A 26,230-nucleotide genomic window follows, 5' to 3' on the forward strand; every position below is an offset into this window, starting at 1 on the left:
GCGGGCCCTGGACAGGCCAGGGCCCCGGAACCGGCGCAGTGGATTCCGGGGCCCGGATCAGGGGCGGGGACGGCACGGGCGACCGTCCGCCGCTGGGTGTCACACGCGGCGCAGCACGGCCACCACCTTGCCGAGGATGGTCGCGTCGTCACCCGGGATGGGCTCGTAGGCGGCGTTGTGCGGGAGCAGCCAGACGTGGCCGTCCTCGCGCTTGAAGCGCTTGACCGTGGCCTCGCCGTCCAGCATCGCGGCCACGATGTCGCCGTTCTCGGCGACGGGCTGACGGCGGACCGTCACCCAGTCACCGTCACAGATCGCGGCCTCGATCATGGAGTCACCGACGACCTTAAGGACGAAGAGCTCGCCGTCGCCCACCAACTGGCGGGGAAGCGGGAACACGTCCTCCACGGACTCCTCGGCCAGGATCGGGCCACCGGCGGCGATCCGGCCGACGAGCGGCACGTACGAAGCGGCCGGCTTGCCCGCCGTGTCCGTCGGCTGTGCCGAGGACTGGTCGGAGCCGCGGACCTCGTACGCACGCGGGCGGTGCGGGTCGCGCCGCAAGAAGCCCTTGCGCTCCAGTGCCATCAGCTGGTGTGCCACGGAGGACGTGCTGGACAGGCCGACCGCCTGGCCGATCTCCCGCATCGACGGCGGGTATCCGCGCCGCTGCACCGAGTCCCTGATCACCTCGATGACCCGGCGCTGCCGGTCGGTGAGCCCGGAGCTGTCAGCCCTGATGCCTGGAGGTCGGCCGGGCAAGGCTCGCTTGGGCCCTTCATGGTTCGTGGCTTCGTTCATCGCATGCACCGGCTCGAGTCGGCTCTGGGAGCGGTCCTGGGCAGTGATGGTGGCACTGTCAGCGGTGGTGGTCACGTCGGCCCCTCTCGATGGTCTCCCGTGCAGCACAACGGTAGTTGCTTTCGAAAGGTTGCGCCAAACACACGTTCGAGTGAAAAAGTCTGGATTACCGGACGTGACCATGTGTCTGGGTGTAGGGCTTGCGGCTCCCACGGACAAAAGCATTGATTGCCGTACTCTTCACCGCCGGGACGAAGGGCCTTGTGGGCCGCCGTCGCCGCGGTGCCCCAGTCTGCCACCCGGTACTCCGTCGATCGGATACCGACCCCTTTTCTGTGGCGCCCCGCCGTATTTCTGTGGTGTCCCACCGTGCGATTCCGTCCGCTCCGCGACGGTACGGCTGCGCTCCGCGACAGTGTCCACGGTCGACACGTGCCCATACGCGGGCGACACGCGAGCCGTGGGTGGATTTACGTGCCAAGCCCTACATCTAGTGCTTGGATTGCAGCAACAGCCCAGAAGTTGTGGTCCCCCGGGTCCTGGCGTCCTTGGTCATCCCCTATGCTTGGGGCTGCTTCCGCGGGGCCCAAGAGCCCGTGGGGGCTATTGAGTCGTGCTGTGAGGAGGGTTGGAGTTATGCACTGTCCCTTCTGCAGGCACCCCGACAGCCGCGTCGTCGACAGTCGTACGACGGACGACGGCACGTCGATCCGCAGGCGCCGCCAGTGTCCCGACTGCTCCCGTCGTTTCACGACGGTGGAGACGTGCTCACTGATGGTGGTCAAGAGGTCCGGCGTGACCGAGCCCTTCAGTCGTACCAAGGTCATCAACGGCGTCCGCAAGGCATGCCAGGGAAGGCCTGTCACCGAGGACGCGCTCGCCCAGCTCGGCCAACGGGTCGAGGAGGCGGTGCGCGCGACCGGTAGCGCCGAACTGACCACCCACGACGTGGGTCTGGCCATACTCGGCCCGCTGCAGGAACTCGACCTCGTCGCCTACTTGCGGTTCGCCTCGGTCTACCGGGCGTTCGACTCGCTGGAGGACTTCGAGGCCGCCATCGCGCAACTGAGGGAAGAGCAGGACAAGCGCCCCGACGCGAACGACGAGGACGTCGAGATCGCGGTCGAGGGGCGCCCGGAGAGCGACCGCGGGTCCGGAGGGACTGCCCAAGTCCCCGTGCCCGCCGGCACCGCCGACTGACGGCGGGCCGCACCGCCGGACCCGTGGGTCCGGACGATCGGCGGCGATCCAGACCTGCCGCGAACGGCTGTGTCAGCCGGGTCGCGGCACCAGACAGAACACCGTGTCACAGGAACAACGTGGCACTTCAGGGCGTTTTCGCCCGTACAGGGAGGCGGCATGACAGAGACGGCGAGCGGCCCGGCACGGAGTTCCCGCGCCAAGGGCACCAAGGCGAGCAAGGGCCTGCGTATCGAGCGCATCCACACGACCCCCGGCGTGCATCCGTACGACGAGGTGGAGTGGGCGCGCCGTGACGTCGTCATGACCAACTGGCGCGACGGCTCGGTCAACTTCGAGCAGCGTGGCGTCGAGTTCCCCGAGTTCTGGTCGGTGAACGCGGTCAACATCGTCACCAGCAAGTACTTCCGTGGTGCCGTCGGCACCCCGCAGCGCGAGGTGAGCCTGAGGCAGCTCATCGACCGCATCGTGAAGACATATAGGAAGGCCGGCGAGGACTACAAGTACTTCGCCTCGCCCGCCGACGCCGAGATCTTCGAGCACGAACTGGCGTATGCCCTCCTGCACCAGATCTTCAGCTTCAACAGCCCTGTCTGGTTCAACGTCGGCACCCCGCAGCCCCAGCAGGTGTCCGCCTGCTTCATCCTGGCCGTCGACGACTCCATGGAGTCGATCCTCGACTGGTACAAGGAAGAGGGCATGATCTTCAAGGGCGGCTCCGGCGCCGGCCTGAACCTCTCCCGTATCCGCTCCTCCAAGGAGCTGCTCTCCTCCGGCGGCAACGCCTCCGGTCCCGTCTCCTTCATGCGCGGCGCCGACGCCTCCGCAGGAACGATCAAGTCGGGCGGTGCCACCCGTCGCGCCGCCAAGATGGTCGTTCTCGACGTGGACCACCCGGACGTCGAGGACTTCATCGCCACCAAGGTGAAGGAAGAGGAGAAGATCCGTGCCCTGCGCGACGCGGGCTTCGACATGGACCTGGGCGGCGACGACATCACGTCCGTCCAGTACCAGAACGCCAACAACTCGGTCCGCGTGAACGACGAGTTCATGACCGCCGTGGAGAACGGCACCGAGTTCGGCCTCCGTGCCCGCATGACCGGCGAGATCATCGAGAAGGTCGACGCCAAGGCGCTGTTCCGCAAGCTCGCCGAGGCCGCGTGGGCTTGTGCCGACCCGGGCATCCAGTACGACGGTGTGATCAACAACTGGCACACCTGCCCCGAGTCCGGCCGGATCACCGCGTCCAACCCGTGCAGCGAGTACATGCACCTGGACAACACGTCCTGCAACCTCGCCTCGCTGAACCTGATGAAGTTCCTCAAGGACGACAGCAAGGGCAACCAGTCCTTCGACGTCGAGCGCTTCGCCAAGGTCGTCGAGCTCGTCATCACCGCGATGGACATCTCCATCTGCTTCGCCGACTTCCCGACCCAGAAGATCGGTGAGAACACCCGCGCCTTCCGTCAGCTCGGCATCGGTTACGCCAACCTCGGCGCCCTGCTGATGGCGACCGGTCACGCGTACGACTCGGACGGCGGCCGCTCCCTCGCCGGCTCCATCACCTCCCTGATGACCGGCACGGCGTACAAGCGCTCCGCGGAACTGGCCGCGGTCGTCGGCCCCTACGACGGCTACGCCCGCAACGCCGACGCCCACAACCGCGTCATGAAGCAGCACTCCGACGCCAACGGCACGGCCGTCCGCATGGACGACCTGGACACGCCGGTGTGGGCCGCCGCCACCGAGGCCTGGCAGGACGTGCTCCGCCTCGGCGAGAAGAACGGCTTCCGCAACTCGCAGGCGTCCGTGCTCGCCCCGACCGGCACCATCGGCCTGGCCATGTCCTGCGACACCACCGGTGTCGAGCCGGACCTGGCGCTGGTCAAGTTCAAGAAGCTGGTCGGCGGCGGCTCGATGCAGATCGTCAACGGCACGGTCCCGCAGGCCCTTCGCCGCCTGGGCTACCAGGAGGAGCAGATCGAGGCGATCGTCGCCCACATCGCCGACAACGGCAACGTGATCGACGCCCCGAGCCTCAAGCCGGAGCACTACGAGGTCTTCGACTGCGCCATGGGCGAGCGCGCCATCTCCCCGATGGGCCACGTCCGCATGATGGCCGCGATCCAGCCCTGGATCTCCGGCGCCATCTCCAAGACGGTCAACATGCCGGAGACGGCGACCGTCGAGGAGGTCGAGGAGATCTACTTCGAGGCCTGGAAGCTCGGCGTCAAGGCGCTCGCGATCTACCGCGACAACTGCAAGGTCGGCCAGCCGCTCTCCGCGAAGACCAAGGACTCGGAGAAGGCCGAGATCACCGAGAAGGCCGAGGACACGATCCGTACCGCGGTCGAGAAGGTCGTCGAGTACCGCCCGGTCCGCAAGCGCCTCCCGAAGGGCCGTCCCGGCATCACGACCTCCTTCACGGTCGGCGGCGCCGAGGGCTACATGACCGCCAACTCCTACCCTGACGACGGTCTCGGCGAGGTCTTCCTGAAGATGTCGAAGCAGGGGTCGACCCTCGCGGGCATGATGGACGCCTTCTCCATCGCGGTCTCCGTCGGCCTCCAGTACGGCGTTCCGCTGGAGACGTACGTCTCGAAGTTCACCAACATGCGCTTCGAGCCGGCCGGCATGACGGACGACCCGGACGTGCGGATGGCGCAGTCGATCGTCGACTACATCTTCCGCCGCCTGGCGCTCGACTTCCTGCCCTTCGAGACGCGTTCCGCGCTCGGCATCCACTCCGCCGAGGAGCGTCAGCGCCACCTGGAGACCGGCTCGTACGAGCCCTCCGAGGAGGACGTCGACGTCGAGGGTCTGGCGCAGTCGGCCCCGCGGCAGACGGACCTGAAGGCCGTCGCCACCCCGAAGGCCGGAGCGGAGGTGGCCGTTCCCGCCCCGAAGCAGGCCCACACCAGCGCCGAACTGGTGGAGATGCAGCTGGGCATCCATGCCGACGCCCCGCTGTGCTTCTCCTGCGGTACGAAGATGCAGCGGGCCGGCTCCTGCTACATCTGCGAGGGCTGCGGCTCGACGAGCGGCTGCAGCTGAGCCCGGGCGCCTTTCGGGCGTGACATGAACGACCGGTGCGGGGAGTCGCGAAACGCGGCTCCCCGCACCGGTCGTGATCGTTCGGGTGAGGCCGTCGGCGAGGAGCCCCGTGGCTCAGGACGCCCGGGGGCCGCCCATCACGCGGGCGAACGTGGCCGGGTCCTCGTCGTAGCCGGTGATACCGGGGTGGAAGGTCCACTCGCCGGTGTCGTCGCGCACGAATTCGGCGACGGTCGCGGCGGAGGAGCCGAGGACGGTGCCGAAGCCGTCCTCCGCCAGGACGGTGTAGTCCTCACGGATGCGCAGGCCGGGATTGAGGACGCTGCCGAAGGTCTTCGCGCCGGAACCCTGCTGTATGGCGACACCGATGACGACCCGCCCGTACCGGCTGTCGAGGCGGTTCAGCTCCACGGTCATGATCTCGTCCCAGCCGAAACCCTGGCCGGTCTTGCTGTCGCGGTTGAGGGTGATGGTGCCGTCGGGCGAGCGGCTGTCGAAATGCACCACGTAGGCGGGACTGCCGCTGGGATCGGCCGCCGGGTAGGTCGCCGCGACGATGTCGAGATCCGTCGGCGGCTGTCCGGCCGGGCTCGGGTCCCACTTCACCGACACCTCGACCTTGCGGATGCCCTTGTTGAGGCCGTTCAACAGAACTCTCCTCCCCGTTCTCCTGTGCGTGCGAGCTGAACTGCCTGGTGATCCAGGCCAGTTGTCCATCCTTGCACGCGCACCCGGGCGCTCGCCCGGGTGCAACCGGCCGGAGAGTGACCGCCGCCACGTTCCGTGGCCTTACCATGGCGCGGTGCTGGTCAAGTGGATTCGCTGCACCGTGGTGGACCGCCGCGGTTTCGAGCGGGGGCAGCGAAAGTGGGCGGGGCTTCTGGGGGAGCCGGGTTTCCGTGGACAGGGTGGGGGTTGGAGCCGGGCGCGGCCCGGAGTGACGCACATCTTCTCCTTCTGGGAGAGCCGTGCCTTCTACGACTCCTTCATGGCCCGCTCCCACGACCGGCTCGCCGCTTCCCAGTCGGGAACGTTCAAGGACATGCAGGTCAAGCTCTTCGACCACCGCTTCGACGTGAAGACCGGCTTCGAGCCTCGCTTCACGGACGCCGATCTGGTGCGGGTGGCGCACTGCCGAGTCCACGAGGAGCGCGCCGAGCACTTCGCTCTGATGCAGGAGAAGGTCTGGAACCCCGCGATGGCCGGTTCTCCCGGCATGGTGCGGGGGCTGTTCGGAGAGGCGCCGGGCCACGAGTTCATGATCCTCTCCATGTGGCAGTCGGCCGCCGAGCACGGCAAATACCGTGTCGAACGCATCGAACGTCTCGCTCTGCGTGCCCAGACCGAGGCCGACGTCGCCGCCATGGCGGGCGACATCGTGGAACTGGAACCGAGCTGGACGGTGTGAGATCCGAACTCGGTCGGTTTGGATTTCCAACCCAAGGGCTCGGTGTGCGGGACTTGTGTGACCTACGCCGTATGACCCCCGGACGAGGCCTCGATCCGCCGTCGCCCCCTTTAGGGTCTTGGCATGGCACGACCACGGCGCATCATCCTTGTCCGACACGGCGAGTCAACGGGCAATGTTGATGACACCGTGTACGAGCGCGAGCCCGACCACGCCCTCGCGCTCACCGACCTCGGCTGGCAGCAGGCGGAGGAGACCGGCAAACGCATCCGCGACGTCCTCGGCCGCGAGCGCGTCAGCGTCTACGTCTCCCCGTACCGCCGCACGCACGAGACGTTCCAGGCGTTTCACCTGGACCCCGAACAGGTGCGGGTGCGCGAGGAGCCGCGGCTGCGCGAGCAGGACTGGGGCAACTGGCAGGACCCCGACGAGGTACGACTTCAGAAGGCCTACCGGGACGCTTACGGGCACTTCTTCTACCGCTTCGCGCAAGGGGAGTCCGGCGCCGACGTGTACGACCGGGTCGGCGGTTTCCTGGAGAGCCTGTTCCGCAGCTTCGAGGACCCCGACCACCCGCCGAACGTCCTGCTGGTCACCCATGGGCTCGCCATGCGGCTGTTCTGCATGCGCTGGTTCCACTGGACGGTGGCGGAGTTCGAGTCGCTGTCGAACCCCGGGAACGCGGAGATGCGGATGCTCGTTCTCGGAGAGGACGACAAGTACATGCTCGACCGGCCGTTCGATCGCTGGCGGGACCCGGAATCGTACGGGGCCACCAGTTAGAGTGGCAGGGCGATGACCGCTGACTCCTCTCTCGACGGCCGCCTCGAGCGTGCCCTTTCCAGCCTGCGCGGCCTGGCGGTGGGGGACGCGCTGGGCTCGCAGTACTTCGTGCCCGTGAACTACCCGCTGCTCAAGCGCCGCGAGATCCCGCCCGGCCCCTGGCAGTGGACCGACGACACCGAGATGGCCTGTTCCGTCGTGGCCGTCCTCGCGGCCCACCACCGGATCGACCAGGACGAGCTCGCCCGTTCCTTCGCCGTGCACCATGACTTCGACCGGGGGTACGGCCCCGCGGTCAACCGCCTGCTGCGCCTGGTCCGGGAAGGCGGCGACTGGCGTGAGCTGGCCTCCGCGCTCTTCAACGGCCAGGGATCCTGGGGCAACGGAGCCGCCATGCGGATCGCGCCGCTGGGCGCCTGGTACGCGGACGACCCCGAGCAGGCGACCCACCAGGCGGAGATCTCGGCCTACCCCACGCACCAGCACCGCGAGGCAGTCGTCGGTGCCATGGCCGTCGCCGCTGCCGCCGCCCTGGCGGCCAACCCGGCCGGACCGCCGAGCGCCGGGGCGTTGCTCGACGGCGTCATCGCGCTCGTCCCGAAGAGCGCCGTCGGCGCGGGGCTGCGGCGCGCCAGGGACATGCTCGACTACGCCGACGCGGACACCGTCGCCGCCGTACTGGGCTGCGGTCGGCGGACGACGGCGCACGACACCGTGCCGTTCGCACTCTGGTCGGCGGCGCGCGCCCTTGGTGACTACGAACGGGGCTTCTGGACGACGGCACAGGTGGGCGGCGACGTCGACACGACCTGCGCCATCGTCGGCGGCGTGGTCGCCGCGGGGAAGGCCGGGGCGCCTCCCGAGGCGTGGACGGAGCAGACCGAGGCCTTTCCGGCCTGGCTGTGGGTGGAATAGCCGGCCGAAGGGGACATGGTTCCCGGCCCCCACCGACCCCAATCGCCTCAACTGTCACAGCAGTGCCACAGTGCGCCCCTCGGTCCGCCGCGGGTGCTCTCCTGCGGCATACCCTGTCCGCCACGCTGCCTGTTGATCATGACGAGACGCGGCGACGAGGTACCGGCCAGGAGCCTCCTGCCGCAGCCGCGCGCTGCGTACGGTGGGCGGGGAGGGCCGGTCGGGGGAGGGGGTCCCATGTCCGAGACACCATCAGCACCAGCCACACCGGAGCCCGAAGGCGCGATGCCCAGGGCACGCGCTGTGACCGAGAAGGGCGCTTCCGGGCCGAAAGCGCCCACGGACGCCGCACCGGAGCGCAGGGCGGGTGGACCCGCACCGATACCGGGCGGGCCGCCCGTGATGACCGGGCTGCTCGACTTCGGCCCTGGCGATCCCGCGCCGATCCGCACCGCGACCCTGTGGGCCGCCCTGGCCGCCGGCGTCCTCAGCATGGTGCTGCTGGGCGAGGGGCTGGCGTTCAACGCCCTCGTCGTCGCCGTGCCCGCGACGCTCGCCGTGTACGTCGCCGGACGGCGGGCGGGCCGGCGTCCCCGCCCGTGGGCCCTCGTCTGGGGCGTCGGCGGACTCGCCCTGCTGAGCGTTCCCGCGCTCCGCGCCGCCGAATGGCCTTCGTTCCTCGCCGTCGTCACCGCGCTCGCGGCGGGCTCGCTCGCTCTGCACGGCGGACGCACCTGGCCCGCCGTCCTGCTCGGCCCCATCGGTGTGTTCACCTCACTGGTCACCGGCCCGGCCTGGGCCTGGCAGGGGCTGCGCGAGCGGATGGGCGGTGACCGGGGCCGCTTGGCGCCGGTACTGAGGGCGCTGGGCGTGGCCGCCCTCCTGCTCTTCGTCTTCGGCGCGCTGTTCGCCGGGGCCGACGCGGCCTTCGCGGATCTGCTCGGCGCTCTGGTGCCCGACATCTCCGTGTCCGACGGGCCCTGGCGGGTCCTGCTCCTCGCGCTGGGTCTGTTCGGGACCCTCGCGGCGGCCCGTACGGCGGCCGCGCCCGCCCACTGGGACCGCGTCCAGGTGCCCGCGGGGCGCGCCCGTGGCCGCGTCGAGTGGGCGCTGCCGCTGGTCGGGCTCGTCGCCCTCTTCGCCGTCTTCAACGCGGTCCAGCTCGCCGTGCTCTTCGGCGGCTACGACGCCGTCCTGAAGGAGACCGGCCAGACGTACGCCGAGTACGCGCGCCAGGGCTTCTGGCAACTGCTCATGGCCACGCTGCTCACCCTGCTGGTCATCGTGGTCGCGCTGCGCTGGGCCCCGCGCACTCGATCGAGTGACCGGACGCTTGTGCGCGGTGTGCTGGGAACCCTGTGCGCGCTGGCGCTCGTTGTCGTGGCATCCGCTGTGCGGCGTATGGACATGTACGTGGAGGCCTATGGGCTGACGCGACTGAGGATCTCGGTGCTGACCATGGAGCTCTGGCTCGGCCTGGTCATCGTGCTCATCATGGCGGCCGGGGTGTGGGGCGCCCGCTGGCTGCCGCGTGCCGTCGCGGCCGGTGCGGTCGCCGTGGTGCTGGCGTTCGGGCTGGCGTCGCCGGACGCGCTGATCGCCGAGCGCAACGTCGAGCGGTACGAGACCACGGGCCGTTTCGACCTCGAGTACGCGAAGGGGCTGTCCGCCGACGCGGTGCCCGCCCTGGACCGGCTGGAGGAGCCCATGCGGTCGTGCGCGTTGTGGGACATCGACGCGGACCTGGAGGACCGGGCCGGCATCCCCTGGTACGCCACGAGCCGGGGCGAGGCCGAGGCCCGGCGCATCCTGGAGGAGCGACCGGTGTCGTCGAGGGCCGACGGGGCGGAGTGCAGTGCGTTGGGGACGGAGACGCTGTACCGCTGACGAGGCGCAGGACGGCCGGACCACGCCCTCCCCGTCGGTCCGGTGGGCGTGGTCCAGCCGTCCGCCGTGTTCTGTCAGCCTCCGGCGGCTGGGCCGGCCGTGCCGGAGAGGGCGTCCAGGTCGCTCTTGCGCACCCTGATCACGAAGATGGCGGTGACCAGGGCGAGTACGGCCATCGCGACGGCCGGGAAGAACGCCGTCGAGATGCCCTGGGCGAGCACTTCGTGACTCCAGGGGGCCGGCAGCTTCTGGGTCTTGGCGAACTCGGCCTTCTGTTCGTCCGTCGCCTGCGCCATGAAGAGCTCCACCTGCTTCCCCGCCTCGTCACGACTGGCCGTGCCGAAGACCGTGGTGAGGATGGACAGGCCGAGCGAACCACCCACCTGCTGCGTGACGTTGAGCAGACCGGAGGCCGCGCCCGCCTCGTGCGGGGCGACCCCCGAGACCGCGGTCAGGGTGAGGGTCACGAAGTTCAGACCCATGCCGAAGCCGAACATCACCATGGGGCCGAGCACCCCGCCGACGTAGGAGCTGTCGGGGTTGATGAAGGTCTGCCAGGTCAGGCCGAGCACGACGAGCGTCGAGCCGACCACCATGAACGGCTTGGGCCCGAGCACCGGCAGGAACCGCTGGGACAGTCCGGCACCCGTGACGATCGCGACGGTCACCGGGAGGAAGGCCAGCCCGGCCTCGATCGGGGTGTACCGCAGCACGTTCTGCACGAAGATCACGATGAAGAAGAACATCCCGAACATCGCCGCGGCGAGGCTCAGCATGATCACGTACGTGCCGGAGCGATTGCGGTCGGTGAACATCCGCAGCGGGGTGATGGGCTCCTTGGCCCGCCTCTCGATGAAGCCGAACAGCAACAGCAGGACCGCCGCCGCCGCGAAGGAACCGATGGTCAGGCTGTCACGCCAGCCCTCCTCCGCCGCGCGGATGAATCCGTAGACCAGCGAGGCCATACCGGCGGTCGAGGTGAGCGCGCCCGCGATGTCGAACCGCCCCGGATGCCGCTCGGACTCGCTGATGTACATCGGGGTGAGGACGGCGATCAGTACGCCGATGGGCACGTTGACGAACAGCACCCACCGCCAGTCGAGCCACTCGGTGAGCATGCCGCCGGCGAGCAGGCCGATGGCGCCGCCACCGGCGGAGACCGCGGCGAAGACTCCGAAGGCCCGGTTCCGCTCGGGTCCTTCGGGGAACGTCGTGGTGATGAGTGCCAGTGAGGTCGGCGACGCGATCGCCCCGCCGACGCCCTGGAGGGCGCGTGCCGCCAGCAGTTGCCAGGGCTCCTGGGCGAGTCCGCCGAGCAGCGAGGCAAGCGTGAAGACGAGAATGCCGGTCATGAACACACGACGGCGGCCCAGGATGTCACCGGCCCGGCCACCCAGAAGCAGCAGACCGCCGAAGGTCAGCGTGTAGGCGCTGACCACCCATGTCAGGTCGGTGGTGCTGAACTTGAGCGCGTCTTGAATGTGCGGGAGCGCGATGTTCACAATCGTCGCATCGAGTACCACCATGAGTTGGCAGGCCGCGATGACGGTGAGAGCGATGCCGGGGCGCCCCTCCCGGCGGGCGGCTCCCGGCTTCTGATCCTGAATCAACGGAGAGGTTGTCACTATGGGTCCCCCACAAGTGCCTTAGTGAACGCTCGCGTTCACTGACGCGTCCACGGTAGTGAGTCCCCCTTAGTGAACGCAAGCGTTCACCGAAGTCGCCGCCGTGGTGTGCGTCGTCCGTCCGCTTCCGCTTCTCGCATCCCCACCCCTCGGCTCAACGGAGAAACACAGATGGTCACTTCGCGCTGGACGGCCGTTCCTGCCCGGTCGGCCCCCCCGCGCCGGCGTGGCGCCGTGCTCGAGCGTGCGATCCTCGACGCCGCGCTCGAACAGCTCAGCACGGTCGGCTGGAGCGGACTCACCATGGAGGGAGTCGCCGCGGGCGCCCAGACGGGCAAGGCGGCGGTCTATCGCCGCTGGCCCTCCAAGGAGGACCTCGTGGCCGACGCGCTCCAGGCCGGACTGCCGCGCTTCGAGCAGGTGCCCGACCTCGGAAGCGTGCGCGAGGATCTGCTGGAGCTGTGCCGCCAGGCGCGCGAGGCGATGTTCTCGCGCCCCGGGTTCGCTCTGCGCTCGGTGATTCACGAATGCGACACCATCCAGGCCGAGCGCTTCCATGGCGTGATCATCGGGGGTGTGGTGGAGCCGACGGTCAAGCTCCTGCGGGAGATCGTCGAGCGGGGAATTCGGCGGGGTGAGGTGCGACCCGACGCGGCCAACGGCTATGTCTTCGACGCGATTCCGGCCATGATGATGTACCGCTCGAAGATGTGCGGGAGCGAATGGGGCGAGCGCGATATCGAGGAGATGGTCGACCAGTTGATGGTGCCGCTGCTGTGCCGGCGGGGCGCCTGAGCCGTACCGGCGAGGGGGCTGAGGTCGCCCAGGGAAACCTGGGTGTCGCGCGGGGGCGCGGGCGGCGTACGCTAAGGGCGCCATGCCGTACGAACCACCTACTCACACCGTCGAGCGCTCCCTGCGTGCCACGACCGGAGCGAAGGTCATTGCCGGTGTCGACGAGGTGGGCCGCGGAGCGTGGGCCGGCCCCGTCACCGTCTGCGCGGCGGTCACCGGACTGCGTCGACCGCCCGAGGGCCTCACCGACTCCAAACTCCTGACGATCAAGCGACGCGAGTCGCTCTCCGAGGAACTGCTGACGTGGGTGACCTCGTACGCCCTCGGTCACGCCTCTCCGGAGGAGATCGACGACCTGGGCATGACGGCCGCGCTGCGGCTGGCCGCCGTGCGGGCTCTGGAAGCGCTTCCGGTGCGACCCGACGCGGTCATCCTCGACGGCAAGCACGACTACCTGGGGTCGCCCTGGCGGGTCCGTACGGTGATCAAGGGCGATCAGTCCTGTGTCGCCGTGGCGGCCGCCTCGGTGATCGCCAAGGTCCAGCGCGACAAAATGATGGCCGAACTGGGTGTCGACCATGCAGACTTCGGTTTCGCGGCCAACGCCGGGTATCCGTCGCCTGTCCACAAGGCCGCGCTGGCGGAGCGGGGCCCCACCCCGTACCACCGGTTGTCGTGGGCGTATCTTGATGCGCTGCCCCAGTGGCGGCATCTCAAGAAGGCCCGCAACTGGGCGAACGGAAACGTTCCGGAGATCGAGGGTCAGCTCGGCTTCGATTTCTGACGGATCCGTTCCCCCTCATGCGCCACCCGCCGAGGCGAGTCGCACCGGCGTTTGATAAACATCAGCTCATGCCTCTCATTCCCGAGGAGCCTCAGATTCACGAGAGTGCCCAGGGCCCGCGTGCCACTCCGGCCAGCGGCCGGGTCGCGCCGACCCCCCGTCCCGTACCCGGTCCCCGACCCGCGGCTCCGCCGCGGCCCGGTCGTCCGGGTCCCGCCCGGCCGGTGCCGGCCCAGCGCGCGGCGCACGCCGCGGCCAAGCCCGCGCCGTCCGCTCCTGCCGCCACCCCGCAGATCCAGCTGATCCCGGCCTCGGTCGAGGGTGCGCTGGACGCCGCCGAGGAAGCCGTCGACCTGCTGCTGGAGTCGGGCCGTGCCCCCGGCGACGTGCTGGTGATCACCACCGGCGAGTCGCATCCGTGGGCCGACCACGAGCTCTCCTTCGGCGAGGCCGCCTACTGGGCGCAGCACGACGCGGGCGACGACGTCTTCTACGCCGATGCCTCGGCCACCGACCGGGCCGCGCCGCGTCCCGTGGTCGTGGTCGCCGTCAACGGCGGAACCGACTCCGTCACCGCTCAGGCGCTGCCCAAGGCCCTCGGCCGGGCCACAGCCCTGTTGATCGTGTGCGGTGACCCGCAGACGATCAACTCGGTGCTGGGCGCCGGAGTCTGAGCCACTGCGGCCCTGGTCCCGGTCGGCCCGTCAGGGCTCACCGGGGAGCCGTGCGTGCCCGGAGAACGATCAGGGCATCACTGCGGCCACACCCCGCGACGGGGCGCTTCGGCGTGCCTGCGGGGTGTTTCGGCATGTCCGGTGGCGCGTCGCGGGATGTTTCGCCGACGGGTGCCGCATGACTCTTGGTGCGGTGCGGTGCGGTGCGGTGCGGTGCGGTGCGGTGCGGTGCGGTGCGGTGCGGTGCGGTGCGGTGCGGTGCGGGCCGGATGCTGCGTGGGCTGGCTGAGGGGTGGCGCTCGGGGTCGGGCTCCTTGCCGCACCCCCGCAGGCTTGGGTGTGCGCGGGTGCGGGCGTTCGTCGTCGCCGCGCCGGGAGCCGAGAGCTCAGCGCGCCGCGGCTCGGCGCAGTACCTCCGAAGCGACGCCACCGGTCCGTGGCATGGGCGGCGGGGCCACGGCCGTGGCAAAGGGCTCGGCCGGTGAGTCCGCGTGGGGACGGCGGCCGCCGCGGCCCTCGCCGAGGACCTGCCAGCCGTCACGTGTCAGCGTGATGTACGCCCCGCAGCGCAGCCCGTGCAGCGTGCAGGCGTCCCGCAGCCCCCACATCCACGCTCCGTCCTCCTCCGTCCAACGCGCGTCGCCGTCACGGCAGTAGAGCAGCACAGCCGTACGCACCGGAGTGCGCCGACGCAGGTCGTGCGGAATGACCCGGCGCAGCTGGGCGAGGAGTGCGTTGCGGAACATCCAGCCGTCGGCCGGGGCCGAACGGCGGATGAACGAGGCGCTCGCCCTCAACCGTTCGTCCGGATCCAGGACGGCGATGACCGCCGTCGCGGGCCGGGGCTGATGCCGCGCGTGCAGCCCGCTGACGACCTCTCGGGGATTGCGCAGCAGCGGAATCCCGGCGGCGGCCCATTCCGCGGGCTCGAGCATCCGGTTGGCGGAAGCGGCGGACAGGTCGGCAGAGGTCGACACGGAGGCCGCCGAGGACGGAGCGAATCCGAAGGTCACGATCCTCCCTTCGGCTACGCGCCCACACTGCGGGCGGGGGTCGGACTTGGGGGAGCGCACGCCGCAGCAGAAGCCCTACCGATTCACGATGGGCCGTGCGGGGAGCGGACTCCAATTCTTCCTGGCGAACTTGGTTGCGGCAACGAGCAATTGGGGCCACTGACAGTTTTGTGGTGATCCACCGCTTATATCCCTGCGCAGAGGACTCGACCGCAACGCCCAGGCGGCACCCGGCCGCCGTCCGGTTGACGGCAGGTCACGCCCGGACGGCGAGAACGAGCGGCAACACCCCTTGTGCGCCCGCGCGCCGGAGCACGCGCGCGGCGACCGCGAGTGTCCAGCCGGTCTCGGTGGCGTCGTCGACGAGGAGCACGGGCCCGTCGGCATCGTTGAGGGCGGCGGCCAGTTCGGGGGCCACGGTCAGCGCTCCGTCGAGCGCCTTGAGTCGCTGTGCGCTGTTGCTCCGGGTGACCTGGGAGACCGCGCCGGTGTACGCCACCGATCCCAGCAGGGGCAGACGGCCGATCTCGGCGATCCGGGCGCCCAGGGAACCGATCAACTGCGGCCGGGAACGGGACGCCATGGTGACGACACCCACCGGGCGGGGCTGGGCGTCGGCCTGCCCGGAGGCCCAGCCACCGGGACCCTTCGCCCAGTCCGTCAGCACGGCGACCACGGCCTTCGCCACATCGTCCGGTACCGGCCCGTCCGGGGCCTGGGGTGCCAGCATCGGCCGCAGCCGATTGCCCCAGCCGATGTCCGACAGCCGTCCCAACGCCCGCCCCGGAGAAGCCTGTTCACCGGCCGGAATGCGCCCCTTCAGATTGACCCCGACCGCCGGCAGCCCCGTCGGCCACATCTTGCGCGGCTCGACCTCGACACCCGCGCGCCCCAACTCGCCGCGCGCCGCGTCCAGCGCCGCCGGGGAGACGGACTCCGGGAACCTGGGCTTCGTGCAGGTGTCGCAACGCCCGCACGGGACGGCTTCCTCGTCGTCCAACTGCCGCCGCAGGAACTCCATGCGGCAACCCGACGTCGCGACGTAGTCGCGCATGGCCTGTTGCTCGGCCGCGCGCTGCTTGGCGACCCAGGCGTAGCGCTCGGTGTCGTACGTCCAGGGGGCGCCGGTGGAGACCCAGCCGCCCTGGACGCGTCGGACCGCACCGTCCACGTCGAGGACCTTCAGCATCGTCTCCAGCCGGGACCGGCGCAGCTCCACCAGCGGTTCGAGGGCGGGGAGGGACAGCGGCCGCTCCGCGCGCGAGAGGACGTCCAGGGTGCGGCGCACCTGCTCCTCGGGAGGGAAGGCGACCGAGGCGAAGTACTCCCAGATCGCCTGGTCCTCCTTGCCGGGCAGGAGCAGCACCTCGGCGTGCTCGACACCACGGCCCGCGCGGCCCACCTGCTGGTAGTAGGCGATGGGAGAGGACGGCGAGCCCAGGTGCACCACGAAACCCAGGTCGGGCTTGTCGAAGCCCATCCCCAGCGCGGAGGTGGCGACCAGGGCCTTGACCCGGTTGGCGAGCAGGTCCTCCTCGGCCTGCTGCCGGTCCGCGTTCTCCGTCTTTCCGGTGTACGACGTCACGGTGTGCCCGCACTGGCGGAGGAAGGCGGTGACCTCCTCGGCGGCGGCCACTGTGAGCGTGTAGATGATCCCGGAGCCCGGCAGCTCGTCCAGGTGGTCGGCGAGCCAGGCCATCCGGTGGGCGGCGTCCGGAAGTTCGAGCACACCGAGGCTCAGGCTCTCCCGGTCCAGGGGCCCACGCAGGACCAGCGCGTCCGTGCCGCCGCCGGTGCCCAGCTGCTCGGCCACATCGGCCGTCACGCGCGCGTTGGCCGTCGCGGTCGTGGCGAGCACCGGGACACCGGGCGGCAGGTCGGCCAGCATGGTGCGCAGCCGGCGGTAGTCGGGGCGGAAGTCGTGACCCCAGTCCGAGATGCAGTGCGCCTCGTCGACCACGAGCAGACCGGTCGCCGCCGCCAGCTCGGGCAGGACCTGGTCGCGGAAGTCCGGGTTGTTGAGCCGCTCGGGGCTGACCAGGAGCACGTCGACCGCACCCGCGGTGACCTCCTGGCGGATCGTGTCCCACTCCTCCGTGTTCGAGGAGTTGATGGTCCGCGCGCGGATTCCGGCGCGGGCGGCGGCTTCCACCTGATTGCGCATGAGGGCCAGGAGCGGGGAGACGATGACGGTGGGGCCCGCGCCCCGCCGGCGCAGCAGCGCGGTCGCGACGAAGTACACCGCGGACTTGCCCCAGCCCGTGCGCTGCACCACCAGGGCTCTGCGCTTCTCAGCGACCAGCGCCTCGATGGCGTACCACTGGTCCTCGCGCAGCCGCGCGTCGCCCGCCGGGGCGCCGACGAGGCGGGAGAGCACGGCATCGGCGGCCGTACGCAGATCTTGGCGGTCCATGGTGGGCAGGTCTTCGTCGCTCATGGCCCCATGCAACCCGATGCCTCGGACATCGCGCGAACGAGCGGGCGAACTGTGGACAGCTTCTGACGTGGTCATGGTCGGACTTATCCACAGGGCAAAGCGGAATTTCAAGATCCGCGAGATGGTCGCCGCATGACGAATCACAGCGAAGCGTCCGGGACCTCCGGCAACAGTGACATCAGCGGGCAGAACGGATGCGGGCGAAGCCGCGAGCCTTCCGCCTACCTGGGGCACGGCGCGACCGCCGGCCCCCGCGACGAACAGCAGGTCACTCTCCGCACACCGGCCGAACTCGCCGATGCCTTGCCCTACCTGCTCGGATACCGCCCCGAGGACAGCATCGTCCTCGTCGCACTGCATGACCGGGACGCCCGCGGACGTTTCGGCGGGCGGGCACGGCTCGGCATCCCGGCCCAGACGGACGACTGGCCGTCCGTCGCCCAACAACTGGCCCATGGACTGGTGACCGGAAGTGAGCGTCGGGGTGTCAAACCGGAGAGCATGGTCGCCTTCCTCTGCCAGGACCCGGCGAGCGGTGAGTCACCACGCGAGGTCATGGAACGCCTGCGGCCACTCGCACAGCTGCTGCGCAGGGCCTGCGGCAGTCTGGACGTGCCGGTGGTGGAGGCCCTGTGCATCTCCGACGGCCGCTTCTGGTCCTACTGCTGTCCCGGCAACGGATGCTGTTCGGCCGAGGGAGAGCAGATGGGGCTGCCGGGCACCTCCGTGCTGGCCGCCGCCGCGACCTACGCCGGCCTTCAGGTGCGCGGCACGCTGAAGGAGATGCGGGCCAGGCTCCTGCCGTGGGAGACCGCTGCCGCGTTGCGACAGGAGGCCGCGCTCGACGCCGCGCAGTCCGCCCTCGTTCCGCGGATCCTGGACGCGGAGAACCGCGCGGACGTGGCGGAGGAGACGCTCGCCGTGGCCCAGCGCCTCATGGGCCGCCTGGCGGACACCCCGACCGTGTCCGGCACGCTGGACGCGGACCTCCGTGACGACGAACTCGTCGGGCACGACGACGCGGCCACCCTGATTCTCGGGCTCCAGGACCGCGCCACCCGCGACCGCGCCGCCGAGTGGATGGAAGGCGACGAAGCCGACGCGGCCCTCCGCCTCTGGCGCGCCCTCGCCCGCCGCTGCGTCGGCCCCTACGGTGAGCATGCCGCCGCCCCGCTCACACTCGTCGGCTGGGTCGCCTGGTCCTCCGGTGACGAACTGGAGGCCCGCGAAGCCCTGGCCATGGCCCTGGCCGCGGACCCCGACTACCTCTTCGCCCGCCTCCTCCACCAGGCCTGCAATGAGGGCCTCGACCCCGAGTCCATTCGCCGCTGTCTGCGTGCGGAGCGCAGGGGACGCGACTTGGCGGCGGCCACGGCGGGTGCAGACGCCGGCAGCGAAAAGAGCCCCTCCGGCAAGTCTCCCGATGCCACGTCGACCACGGACCGGCCCTGCGTCGCCGCCGGCACCCGGCGCCGGCGCAGGCCACGCTCGGAAGGAAGCCCCGAGGCTCGCCCCGCCCGGCGATCTCCGGGAGCTGCTCATGCCCGCCGCGCACGCTCCACCGACGGCAACCCGCCCGCCGGTCGGCGGCCGGGACGTACGGCCGACGGTGCGAGCGGTCGGGCACGGGTCCGCCGCGGTGGCGGAGGGCAGCCCACAGAGGGGGAGTCGTGAGCGCGCAGGTCCAGCTCGGGTCCCGCATGCTTGTGCCGCCCCGGATCGGAGCGTTCCTGAGCGCACTGCCCGCCTTCTGGGGTCGGCTGAGCGCGTCCCCCTGGCTCCGGGCGCACATGACCGCGCTGCCCCGCCCGGCCGCCCGCAGCTTCGCGGCCACTCCACCAGCACCACCAAGCCGCCATTCGGTCGGCTTCCCGGGACGGGGGCGTGACCCGGAGCGGAGCAGCTCCGTTCACCTGTGTGGCGGTACCCGTGGCCTGACCTCGCCGCCGTGTCACCCCGTCCCTCTCCGGCTCCCCACCTGGTGCCGAGCGCACCCCACACGCGCCGAAGACAGAAGAAGCCGCCCCATGCCCCTGCCCTTCATGCCCGACGCCCACGACGACGTCCCGCCCCTCCGCAGGTCCGCCCAGCCCACCCGGGCTCGCGGGGACGGCACCCATGCTCCACGCACGGACATCCGCAGTCCGGCGGTCCGCCCCACGGGCTCACGCCCAGGGAGCCCGGGCGGACCGGTGGCCCTCACACCCGCCACGGGTGGCTCTCCGGGGCCGCCGCCCACAGGTACGAGAGCTTCGACCTCGCAGGCGCCGCCCGCCGCCCCGCGCCGCCCCGCGGAGTTGCCACCGGCCCACACCACGCTCATCTGCGTCGCCCTGCCGGGCCTCGCGATCTCGACGGACCAGGGCCAGCTGAACGGTAGTGGACTGGAGGGCTTCTACCGCGCCGGACGGCGCATGCTGTCCCGCTGCCAGGTGCGGGTGGCCGGACGGGAGCCGCTCGCCGTGCAGGCGCGGATGCTCTCCGCCGACCGAGCCCGGTTCGTGGCGACACTGCGTATGTCCGCCGATACCGGGCCAGACCCGGACGTCATGGTCGAACGCACGCGGTACGCGGACGGCACCGAGCGGATCACCCTGCACAGCACGGCCCGCCGCCCACTTCGCCTGCCCGTCGAGGTGTCCCTGGGGACGGATCTCGCGGCACTGGGCGCCGTCGCCTCCGGCAGCGCCGGCCCGGAACTGCCCGCGAGCGTCCACGACTCCGGCCTCCGCTGGTCCTGTGCCGATGGACACTCCACGGTGACCGCCCATCCTCCGCCCGCCGACGCCCTGGCCTCCGCGGGACTGCTGCGCTGGGAGCTGGAACTGCCGCCCGGCGGGACCCGGAGCGTGGAGCTGCGGGTACGCCCGGACGGCGCGGGACCCATCAGACCGGTCGGACGGGGCGCCACGAGCCCCCTCGCCCAGGCCCGGTCCGCAGGCGACGACCCGGCGGCGCAGGCCCTGCTGCACACCTGTCTGGAGGACCTTGAGGCCCTGCTGCTGCGCGACCCGAAGAACCCGTCCGACACCCACCTCGCGGCGGGCGCGCCCTGGCGCTGCGGCATGGCTCCGGCCGACGCGCTGGCAGCGGCCCGGATGACCCTGCCGCTCGGCACGCGCCTCGCCGCAGGCACCCTGCGCACCCTCGCCCGGACCCAACTCGCGGGCCGGGAAGCACAATCCGGCATGATCCCTGGCCCTCGACGGGACGCGGGCCCACATCTGCCGCCGGGCTGCACCGGCACCGAGGCGACCCTCCTGTTCCCCGTGCTCCTCGCGGAGGCCCGGCGATGGGGACTCCCCGAGCAGGAGACCGAGGAGCTGCTGCCCGCCGCCGAGCGCTGCCTGTGGTGGCTTCGGGCCGCCGCCGGAAGCGGTGCCTATCTGCCCGACCCGCGCCCCGGCGGACCGCTGCGTTGCGAGACCCAGGCACATGCCCACCGGGCCGCGCTGCTGGGTGCCGATCTCCTCGACGCCTATGGCCGGCCCGGCGGCGCCGAGCTGCGGGACTGGGCGAGAGACCTGCGGACCCGGTTCGGGACCGACTTCTGGGTAGAGGACCGGGGCGGCGGCAGACCGGCGGCCGCCCGCACTCCGGACGGGCGTCTCGTGCCGCACCTGGGCGCCGGCGCCGCCCACCTCCTGGACACCGGGCTGCTCGGCTCGGGAGAGCAGGCTCAGGGGCTGCTCGACAAGGTGCGGACCGAGCAGCTCGCGCGGCTGCTCGGAGGGCCCGCCATGGACTCGGGGTGGGGGCTGCGGAGCCTGGGTGCGAAGGAGGCCGCGTACAACCCCTTCGGCCATCGCAGCGGTGCCGTGCGCGTGCAGGAGACGGCGATCGCGGTCGCGGGGCTGGCGGCCGCGGGTTACGAGAAGGAGGCGAGTTCGCTCCTGCGGGGAGTGCTGGCGGCGGCGGAGAGCTTCGGTCATCGGCTGCCCGAGATGTACGCGGGGGAGCAGCGGAAGGCAGGGGGTGCCCCGCTGCCTCACCCCGCCTCCTGCAGACCGGCCGCGACGGCGGCGGCCGCCGGGGTGCTGCTGCTCACCACCCTCGTCGGCATCCGTCCCGACGCCCCCGCAGGGACGGTGACCCTGCGTCCGGTGCGCAGTGTGCCCCTGGGGGAGATCGGCATGACGGGACTGCGCGTCGCGGGCGCCCCGTTCGCCGTACGCGTCAGCCGGCTGGGGCTCGCCTTGGTCGAGGAGGCGGCCGACGGACTGCAGTTGGGAGTGTGACCTCCCGTGATGCCTCAGGGGAGGACAGATCGCGAGCCGAGTCCATGAGGCCGGCCGCCGGCCCCGAGATCGGTGACCGACAGACGTGGATCAAGTGGGGTAGTCACCGGCGAAGGGAGTGTTTATCGTCAGGCAGACGACTATGATCGCGGCATGCCCTACGACCCGTCGGACTACCCGCCCTTCGCTGTCACCGTGGACCTGGTCGTGCTGACCGTCCGTCGCCACGCGCTCTGCGCGCTGACGGTACGGCGTGGCGAACAGCCGTTCCAGGGGCGGTGGGCGTTGCCCGGTGGGTTCGTGCGGCCGGACGAGGACCTGTCGCAGGCTGCGGCGCGGGAGCTGGCCGAGGAAACCGGGCTGACCGCCCACGAACCGTCCGAGCCCGCGCAGGACAACGGTGCGCACCTGGAGCAGTTGGCGACCTACGGCGACCCGAAACGCGACCCGAGGATGCGGGTAGTCAGCGTCGCCCATCTCGCCCTCGCCCCGGACCTGCCCGCGCCCCGCCCGGGAGGGGACGCCAACAGCGCACGCTGGGCGCCCGTCGAGGAGTTGCTGGAGCATGGCGGTTACGGGCGTGACGGCGAACCGGTGGCTCCGTTGGCCTTCGACCACGCGCAGATTCTCGCGGACGGGGTGGAGCGCGCCCGTTCCAAGATCGAGTACTCCTCGCTGGCCACGGCCTTCTGTCCGCCCGAGTTCACGGTCGGTGAGCTGCGGCGCGTCTACGAGGCGGTGTGGGGCGTGGCGCTGGATCCGCGCAACTTCCATCGCAAGGTGACGGGTACGCCGGGCTTCCTGGTGCCCACCGGCGGTACCACCACGCGGCAGGGCGGCCGCCCGGCCCAGCTCTTCCGCGCCGGCGGCGCCACCCTCCTCAACCCGCCGATGCTGCGTCCCGAGGTCTGAAAGCGGCGAAGCCGGAGCCCTCGCCGCCGCGTACGGCGGCCCAGGGGGCTTCTGATGGATTTCCGCGGCGTCGCGACGCCCGGCACGCCGAGAGCGCGCACCGACCGCCACTCCTTCCTCCACGGAGATCCATCAGAAGCCCCCTGGTCGCGCAGCTCCGGCAAGGCTCGCGGGGAGGGCGAGCCCGAGGCGTGGGCCCACCATCGGTGAACGGTTCGCCCAGCAGCTGTGACGCTGCCCAGGAAGTGAGCCTCAAGGTGCCCGAAAAAACGGACATACCGCGCTATCTTGCTTCAGGTGATCCAGGCCATCGGATTGACCAGCAATCCCCGCAAGGAGTTTCCGCCCGCCGTCGACGATGTGTCCTTCGAGGCGCTCTCCGGCCGCGTCACCGCACTCCTCGGGGCCCCCGGAGCGGGCAAGTCGACAGCGCTGAAACTCATGCTCGAACTCCAACAGGGCCGTGGGGTCGCCTACTTCAGAGGCCGCCCCCTGCACCGCATCGCCCACCCCATGCGCGAGGTGGGCGTCCTCCTCGGCGATGTGCCCGGACACCCGGCCCGCACGGTCCGAGGGCATCTGCGCATGCTGTGCGCGGCTGCGGGGCTGCCCACACGGCGCGCCGACGAAGTCCTGGAGGTCGTGGGCCTGGTCAGCCTGTGCGAGGCGAGACTGAACACGCTCTCGCGGGGAATGGACCGCCGCCTCGGCCTGGCCTGTGCCCTGCTGTCCGACCCGCACACGCTCGTGCTGGACGACCCCGCCGCCGGGCTGGCCGTCCGTGAAGGTCGGTGGCTGCACGGGATCATGCGGGCGCACGCCGACCAGGGCGGTACGGTCCTGTTCACCACCCGAGAGCCCAAGGAGGCCGCCCGGACCGCAGACCGGGTCCTCACCCTCGAAGGGGGCCGGCTCGTCGCCGACCAGGAGGTCGCCGATTTCTCCCGGACCCGGCTCCGGCCCAGGATCGCCGTGCGCACCCCGCACGCCGCCCGGCTCGGGGCGCTGCTCACCAAGGAGGCCCGGACCGCACGGCGTTCCGTGGAGATCGTGCGGGAGGGGGGCAACCGGCTGTCGGTGTACGGCAGTACCTGCGCCGAGATCGGCGAGACCGCCTTCCGACACGGCATCCTCGTCCACCAACTCGCGGACGAGATCGGGGACATGGGTCCTACGTCGGCGATGCCGCCATCGGCGGTCGAAGGTGACCCGGAGTCGGCCGAGAACGCTCAGACATCGGTCCAGGAGGCCGAGGGGCTGGACCAGGGGCAGGACCAGGGGCCGGACCAGGCTCTGGTCGAGGGGTACCAAGCGTTCGCCGAAGAGCCTCGGGAGGCCGTGGCCGTGGCGGAGCCGCGGACGCCGGCTGACGGGGTACCGGAGAGCAACCCGGCGCCGCTCGTCGGCCCCGGACTTCACGCGGGTTCCGCGCCGCACACGGACCCCGGGCCCCGTGCTCACCTCGGACCGCATCCCGACTCCGCACCCGGTGCCCACTCCGAACCCGACACCGCCCCCTCGCCCGACGCTCACCCTGAGCCGCGTCCCGCCCGGGCGTCCGAGGCGGGCCCGCTGCCGATGCTCCCGCCGCCCATTGCCGTGCGCTCGGCGCCGAGCCCGCTGCGTCCCTTGCGCTACGAGCTGCGCCGGGCGGGCGGCGTAGGTACCGCGTATGTCACCGCCGCGGCCGTGCTCGTCACCTCCGCCCTCATGGCGGTGCTCCTGGCCAGGATCGGGCACACCCCGCAGCCGCGGCTGCTCGCCGCGTGGCCGCGAGAGCTGCCGCTGCCTCCCGCCGCCATCGGTGCGGGGCTGCTCGGGGCCATCGCCTTCGGTGACGAGTTCCGCCACCCCGCTCTGGCCGCGGACCGTGGCACCGTCCCCCGCCGGCTGGGGCTCCTCGTCGCGAAGCTCTTCGTGGCGGCGGCCACCGCGCTGCTGCTGGCCGTTCTCGCTGTGGGCTGCGACCTCGAAGTGCTCTATCTCGTCTATGGACCGGAGCTCATTTCGGTTCCTGCCGACTGGCTCCCCCTCGGCGCCAGTTGGGTCGGCCTCGTGGTCGGGTGCTCCTGGGCGGGGGTGCTCGCGGCCGGCGTCTTCCGGTCGACGTCAGCCGGGCTCGCGGCCGTGGTCGCCGTGCCCCTCCTCGTCGTACCCCTGGTGCAGAAGGTGCTGGAGGGGTCATCTGTGCGGAGTGCGGTCGGGTTTCCGATGCGGCTGCGTGAGCTCGTACTGGTGCAGTGGCCGTTCGGGGGAGAGCGCCATCTGGAGGCAGTGGCGCGGGCGATCACCCAACCCGTGGGCGGGGCGCTGCTGTTGTCGCTGGTCGCGTTGCTGGGGGCCTACGTGCTCACCAACCTGCGCGGCCGGGTCCGGTGATGATCGTCGTCATCCTTTCGTGCTCACCGTCCGTGCTCTTCCGTTGGCGCAATGCGCACAACTCCTCGTAGAACGCCCATTTCTTTCCGATAAGGCGTCAATTGCGACGGGGTGAGCGATCACCCTTTCGTGTGCTTTTCACCAAAGACCTCAAGGGAGTTGGGAACGCAGCCGACAAAGGATGCGTGAGTACCCTTGCGCACACCATGATGACCGCCGCCCGCTCCGCCGACTCAGGCCTCGCAGGACCGGGCGAACTCGACCGATACCCGTACGCCGAGCCCTCTGGCGTCGACCGCGTGGGCCTCCCCGCCTGGGACGGCGCGGACCCCGAGCTGGGGCGCGTGGGCCGCCGCGCCGCCGGGAGCCGCGGACGCGGGCTGCACGGCCAACTCGTCCAGCAGCTCGGCCAGATGATCGTCTCCGGCGACCTGGGCGCTGACCGCCCCCTCGTGCCCGAGGAGATCGGCCAGCGGTTCGAGGTCTCCCGCACCGTCGTCCGTGAATCCCTGCGTGTCCTGGAGGCGAAGGGCCTGGTCAGCGCCCGCCCGAACGTCGGCACGCGCGTCCGGCCGGTCAGCGACTGGAACCTGCTCGACCCGGACATCATCGAGTGGCGGGCCTTCGGTCCGCAGCGGGACGACCAGCGGCGCGAGCTCAGCGAGCTGCGGTGGACGATCGAGCCGCTCGCCGCCCGCCTCGCCGCCGGGCACGGCCGTGACGACGTTCAGCAGCGCCTCGGCGACATGGTCGAGCTCATGGGTCACGCCCTGGCCCAGGGCGACCTGCTGACCTTCTCGCGCGCGGACGCCGAGTTCCACTCGCTGCTCATCCAGCTCGCGGGCAACCGCATGCTGGAGCACCTCTCCGGGATCGTCTCCTCGGCTCTGCAGGTCTCCGGCGGTCCGGTCATCGGCTGTGACCGGGCGACCGAGTCGGCACTGGTGCACCACGCCCGGATCGTCGACGCCCTCGCGGCGGGCGACGGAGGGGCTGCCGAGGCGGCCACGCGTCAACTGCTCACCTCCCATCCCGAGGTGGAGCGTGTGGTGCCCGCGCCGCGCGAGCACTGACGGCGCCGAGAGCGGGTCAAGGGCGGCACGGCCGGGGCGGAAGTCCTTCCGTGGCGTCGCTCGACCGGCGGACCCGTGCCGCCGGGCCCCATCGGATCCTCCCGGGATTCGGCGGGGCCCGGCGGCACGACGGACGGCGGGCGTGCTGGCCGGAGCGCGCGGGGGCGCCGTGTCTCGTGGATGCCCCGTCCTGCCGGAGCGACTCGTGTGTACGGGGCCGGTGGGCCCTGGCGGGAGCGGTGCGTGCCGACG

19 protein-coding genes are annotated in these 26,230 nt (G+C 71.1%); 14 read left to right on the forward strand and 5 right to left on the reverse strand.

All coding sequences use genetic code 11. The features are described from left to right. Positions 1-99: 99 nt before the first annotated feature. Positions 100-876 carry a transcriptional repressor LexA gene (gene lexA / locus OG202_RS35865; RefSeq protein WP_020114122.1) on the reverse strand — a complete coding sequence of 259 codons (777 nt, stop codon included), beginning with the start codon at positions 874-876 and terminating at the stop codon, positions 100-102. Between the two features lie 561 nt (positions 877-1,437). On the opposite strand from lexA, the gene nrdR reads away from it, so the two are divergent. Further along, a complete protein-coding gene (gene nrdR, locus OG202_RS35870; RefSeq protein ID WP_327727532.1) occupies positions 1,438-2,001 on the forward strand; it encodes a transcriptional regulator NrdR in 564 nt (187 codons plus the stop codon). Positions 2,002-2,160: 159 nt separating this feature from the next. Further along, positions 2,161-5,055: a vitamin B12-dependent ribonucleotide reductase gene (locus tag OG202_RS35875; RefSeq protein ID WP_326576324.1), complete on the forward strand. Its 2,895-nt coding sequence runs from the start codon at positions 2,161-2,163 to the stop codon at positions 5,053-5,055. A gap of 114 nt (positions 5,056-5,169) precedes the next feature. Here OG202_RS35875 and OG202_RS35880 read toward each other — a convergent pair whose 3' ends face one another. Beyond that, entirely contained in the window at positions 5,170-5,772 is a 603-nt protein-coding gene (locus tag OG202_RS35880) for a TerD family protein (RefSeq protein WP_405960135.1), read from the reverse strand. An 85-nt stretch (positions 5,773-5,857) separates the two neighbouring features. Here OG202_RS35880 and OG202_RS35885 point away from each other — a divergent pair, with 85 nt between their 5' ends. The 4 genes from OG202_RS35885 (at position 5,858) to OG202_RS35900 (ending at position 10,048) form a co-directional block, all read left to right on the forward strand. After that, on the forward strand, positions 5,858-6,463 hold the full coding sequence (locus OG202_RS35885) for a YdbC family protein (protein ID WP_326576320.1): 606 nt from the start codon (positions 5,858-5,860) through the stop codon (positions 6,461-6,463). A gap of 123 nt (positions 6,464-6,586) precedes the next feature. Beyond that, positions 6,587-7,246 (forward strand): histidine phosphatase family protein, encoded by a 660-nt coding sequence (locus tag OG202_RS35890; protein ID WP_326576318.1) that lies wholly within the window; start codon positions 6,587-6,589, stop codon positions 7,244-7,246. Positions 7,247-7,258: 12 nt separating this feature from the next. Beyond that, entirely contained in the window at positions 7,259-8,161 is a 903-nt protein-coding gene (locus tag OG202_RS35895) for an ADP-ribosylglycohydrolase family protein (RefSeq protein ID WP_328224165.1), read from the forward strand. Positions 8,162-8,563: 402 nt separating this feature from the next. After that, positions 8,564-10,048, forward strand: coding sequence for a DUF4153 domain-containing protein (locus OG202_RS35900; protein WP_328224166.1), 1,485 nt, complete (start codon positions 8,564-8,566; stop codon positions 10,046-10,048). A 74-nt stretch (positions 10,049-10,122) separates the two neighbouring features. On the opposite strand, the gene OG202_RS35905 is transcribed toward OG202_RS35900, so the two are convergent. After that, complete coding sequence (locus tag OG202_RS35905; protein WP_328224167.1) at positions 10,123-11,673, reverse strand: MFS transporter; 1,551 nt, start codon at positions 11,671-11,673, stop codon at positions 10,123-10,125. A 171-nt stretch (positions 11,674-11,844) separates the two neighbouring features. Between OG202_RS35905 and OG202_RS35910 the strand changes: the two genes are divergently transcribed. From OG202_RS35910 to OG202_RS35920, 3 genes are all read left to right on the forward strand, one after another. Beyond that, a complete protein-coding gene (locus OG202_RS35910) occupies positions 11,845-12,468 on the forward strand; it encodes a TetR/AcrR family transcriptional regulator (RefSeq protein ID WP_326576312.1) in 624 nt (207 codons plus the stop codon). 82 nt (positions 12,469-12,550) lie between these two features. Further along, positions 12,551-13,252, forward strand: a complete 702-nt coding sequence (locus OG202_RS35915; protein WP_326576310.1) for a ribonuclease HII — start codon at positions 12,551-12,553, stop codon at positions 13,250-13,252. A 68-nt stretch (positions 13,253-13,320) separates the two neighbouring features. Further along, the gene (locus OG202_RS35920) at positions 13,321-13,926 is read left to right on the forward strand and encodes a hypothetical protein (RefSeq protein ID WP_326576308.1); all 606 of its coding nucleotides are present in this window, start codon (positions 13,321-13,323) and stop codon (positions 13,924-13,926) included. A gap of 386 nt (positions 13,927-14,312) precedes the next feature. On the opposite strand, the gene OG202_RS35925 is transcribed toward OG202_RS35920, so the two are convergent. Continuing rightward, positions 14,313-14,939 (reverse strand): hypothetical protein, encoded by a 627-nt coding sequence (locus tag OG202_RS35925; RefSeq protein WP_326576306.1) that lies wholly within the window; start codon positions 14,937-14,939, stop codon positions 14,313-14,315. Positions 14,940-15,195: 256 nt separating this feature from the next. Then, positions 15,196-17,376 (reverse strand): RecQ family ATP-dependent DNA helicase, encoded by a 2,181-nt coding sequence (locus tag OG202_RS35930; protein WP_327727528.1) that lies wholly within the window; start codon positions 17,374-17,376, stop codon positions 15,196-15,198. Between the two features lie 132 nt (positions 17,377-17,508). Here OG202_RS35930 and OG202_RS35935 point away from each other — a divergent pair, with 132 nt between their 5' ends. The 5 genes from OG202_RS35935 to OG202_RS35955 all read left to right on the forward strand — a co-directional run bounded on the left by OG202_RS35935 (position 17,509) and on the right by OG202_RS35955 (position 25,978). Beyond that, positions 17,509-19,050, forward strand: coding sequence for a DUF4192 domain-containing protein (locus tag OG202_RS35935; protein ID WP_327727527.1), 1,542 nt, complete (start codon positions 17,509-17,511; stop codon positions 19,048-19,050). A gap of 353 nt (positions 19,051-19,403) precedes the next feature. Further along, positions 19,404-21,614 carry a glycogen debranching N-terminal domain-containing protein gene (locus OG202_RS35940; RefSeq protein ID WP_327727526.1) on the forward strand — a complete coding sequence of 737 codons (2,211 nt, stop codon included), beginning with the start codon at positions 19,404-19,406 and terminating at the stop codon, positions 21,612-21,614. Positions 21,615-21,767: 153 nt separating this feature from the next. Next, entirely contained in the window at positions 21,768-22,526 is a 759-nt protein-coding gene (locus OG202_RS35945; RefSeq protein ID WP_326576298.1) for an NUDIX hydrolase, read from the forward strand. Between the two features lie 297 nt (positions 22,527-22,823). Next, on the forward strand, positions 22,824-24,905 hold the full coding sequence (locus OG202_RS35950) for an ATP-binding cassette domain-containing protein (RefSeq protein WP_327727525.1): 2,082 nt from the start codon (positions 22,824-22,826) through the stop codon (positions 24,903-24,905). A 185-nt stretch (positions 24,906-25,090) separates the two neighbouring features. Next, entirely contained in the window at positions 25,091-25,978 is an 888-nt protein-coding gene (locus tag OG202_RS35955; protein WP_326576294.1) for a FadR/GntR family transcriptional regulator, read from the forward strand. The last annotated feature ends 252 nt before the right edge of the window (positions 25,979-26,230 follow it).

The sequence above is a fragment of the Streptomyces sp. NBC_00310 genome (assembly GCF_036208085.1).
Taxonomy (GTDB): domain Bacteria; phylum Actinomycetota; class Actinomycetes; order Streptomycetales; family Streptomycetaceae; genus Streptomyces.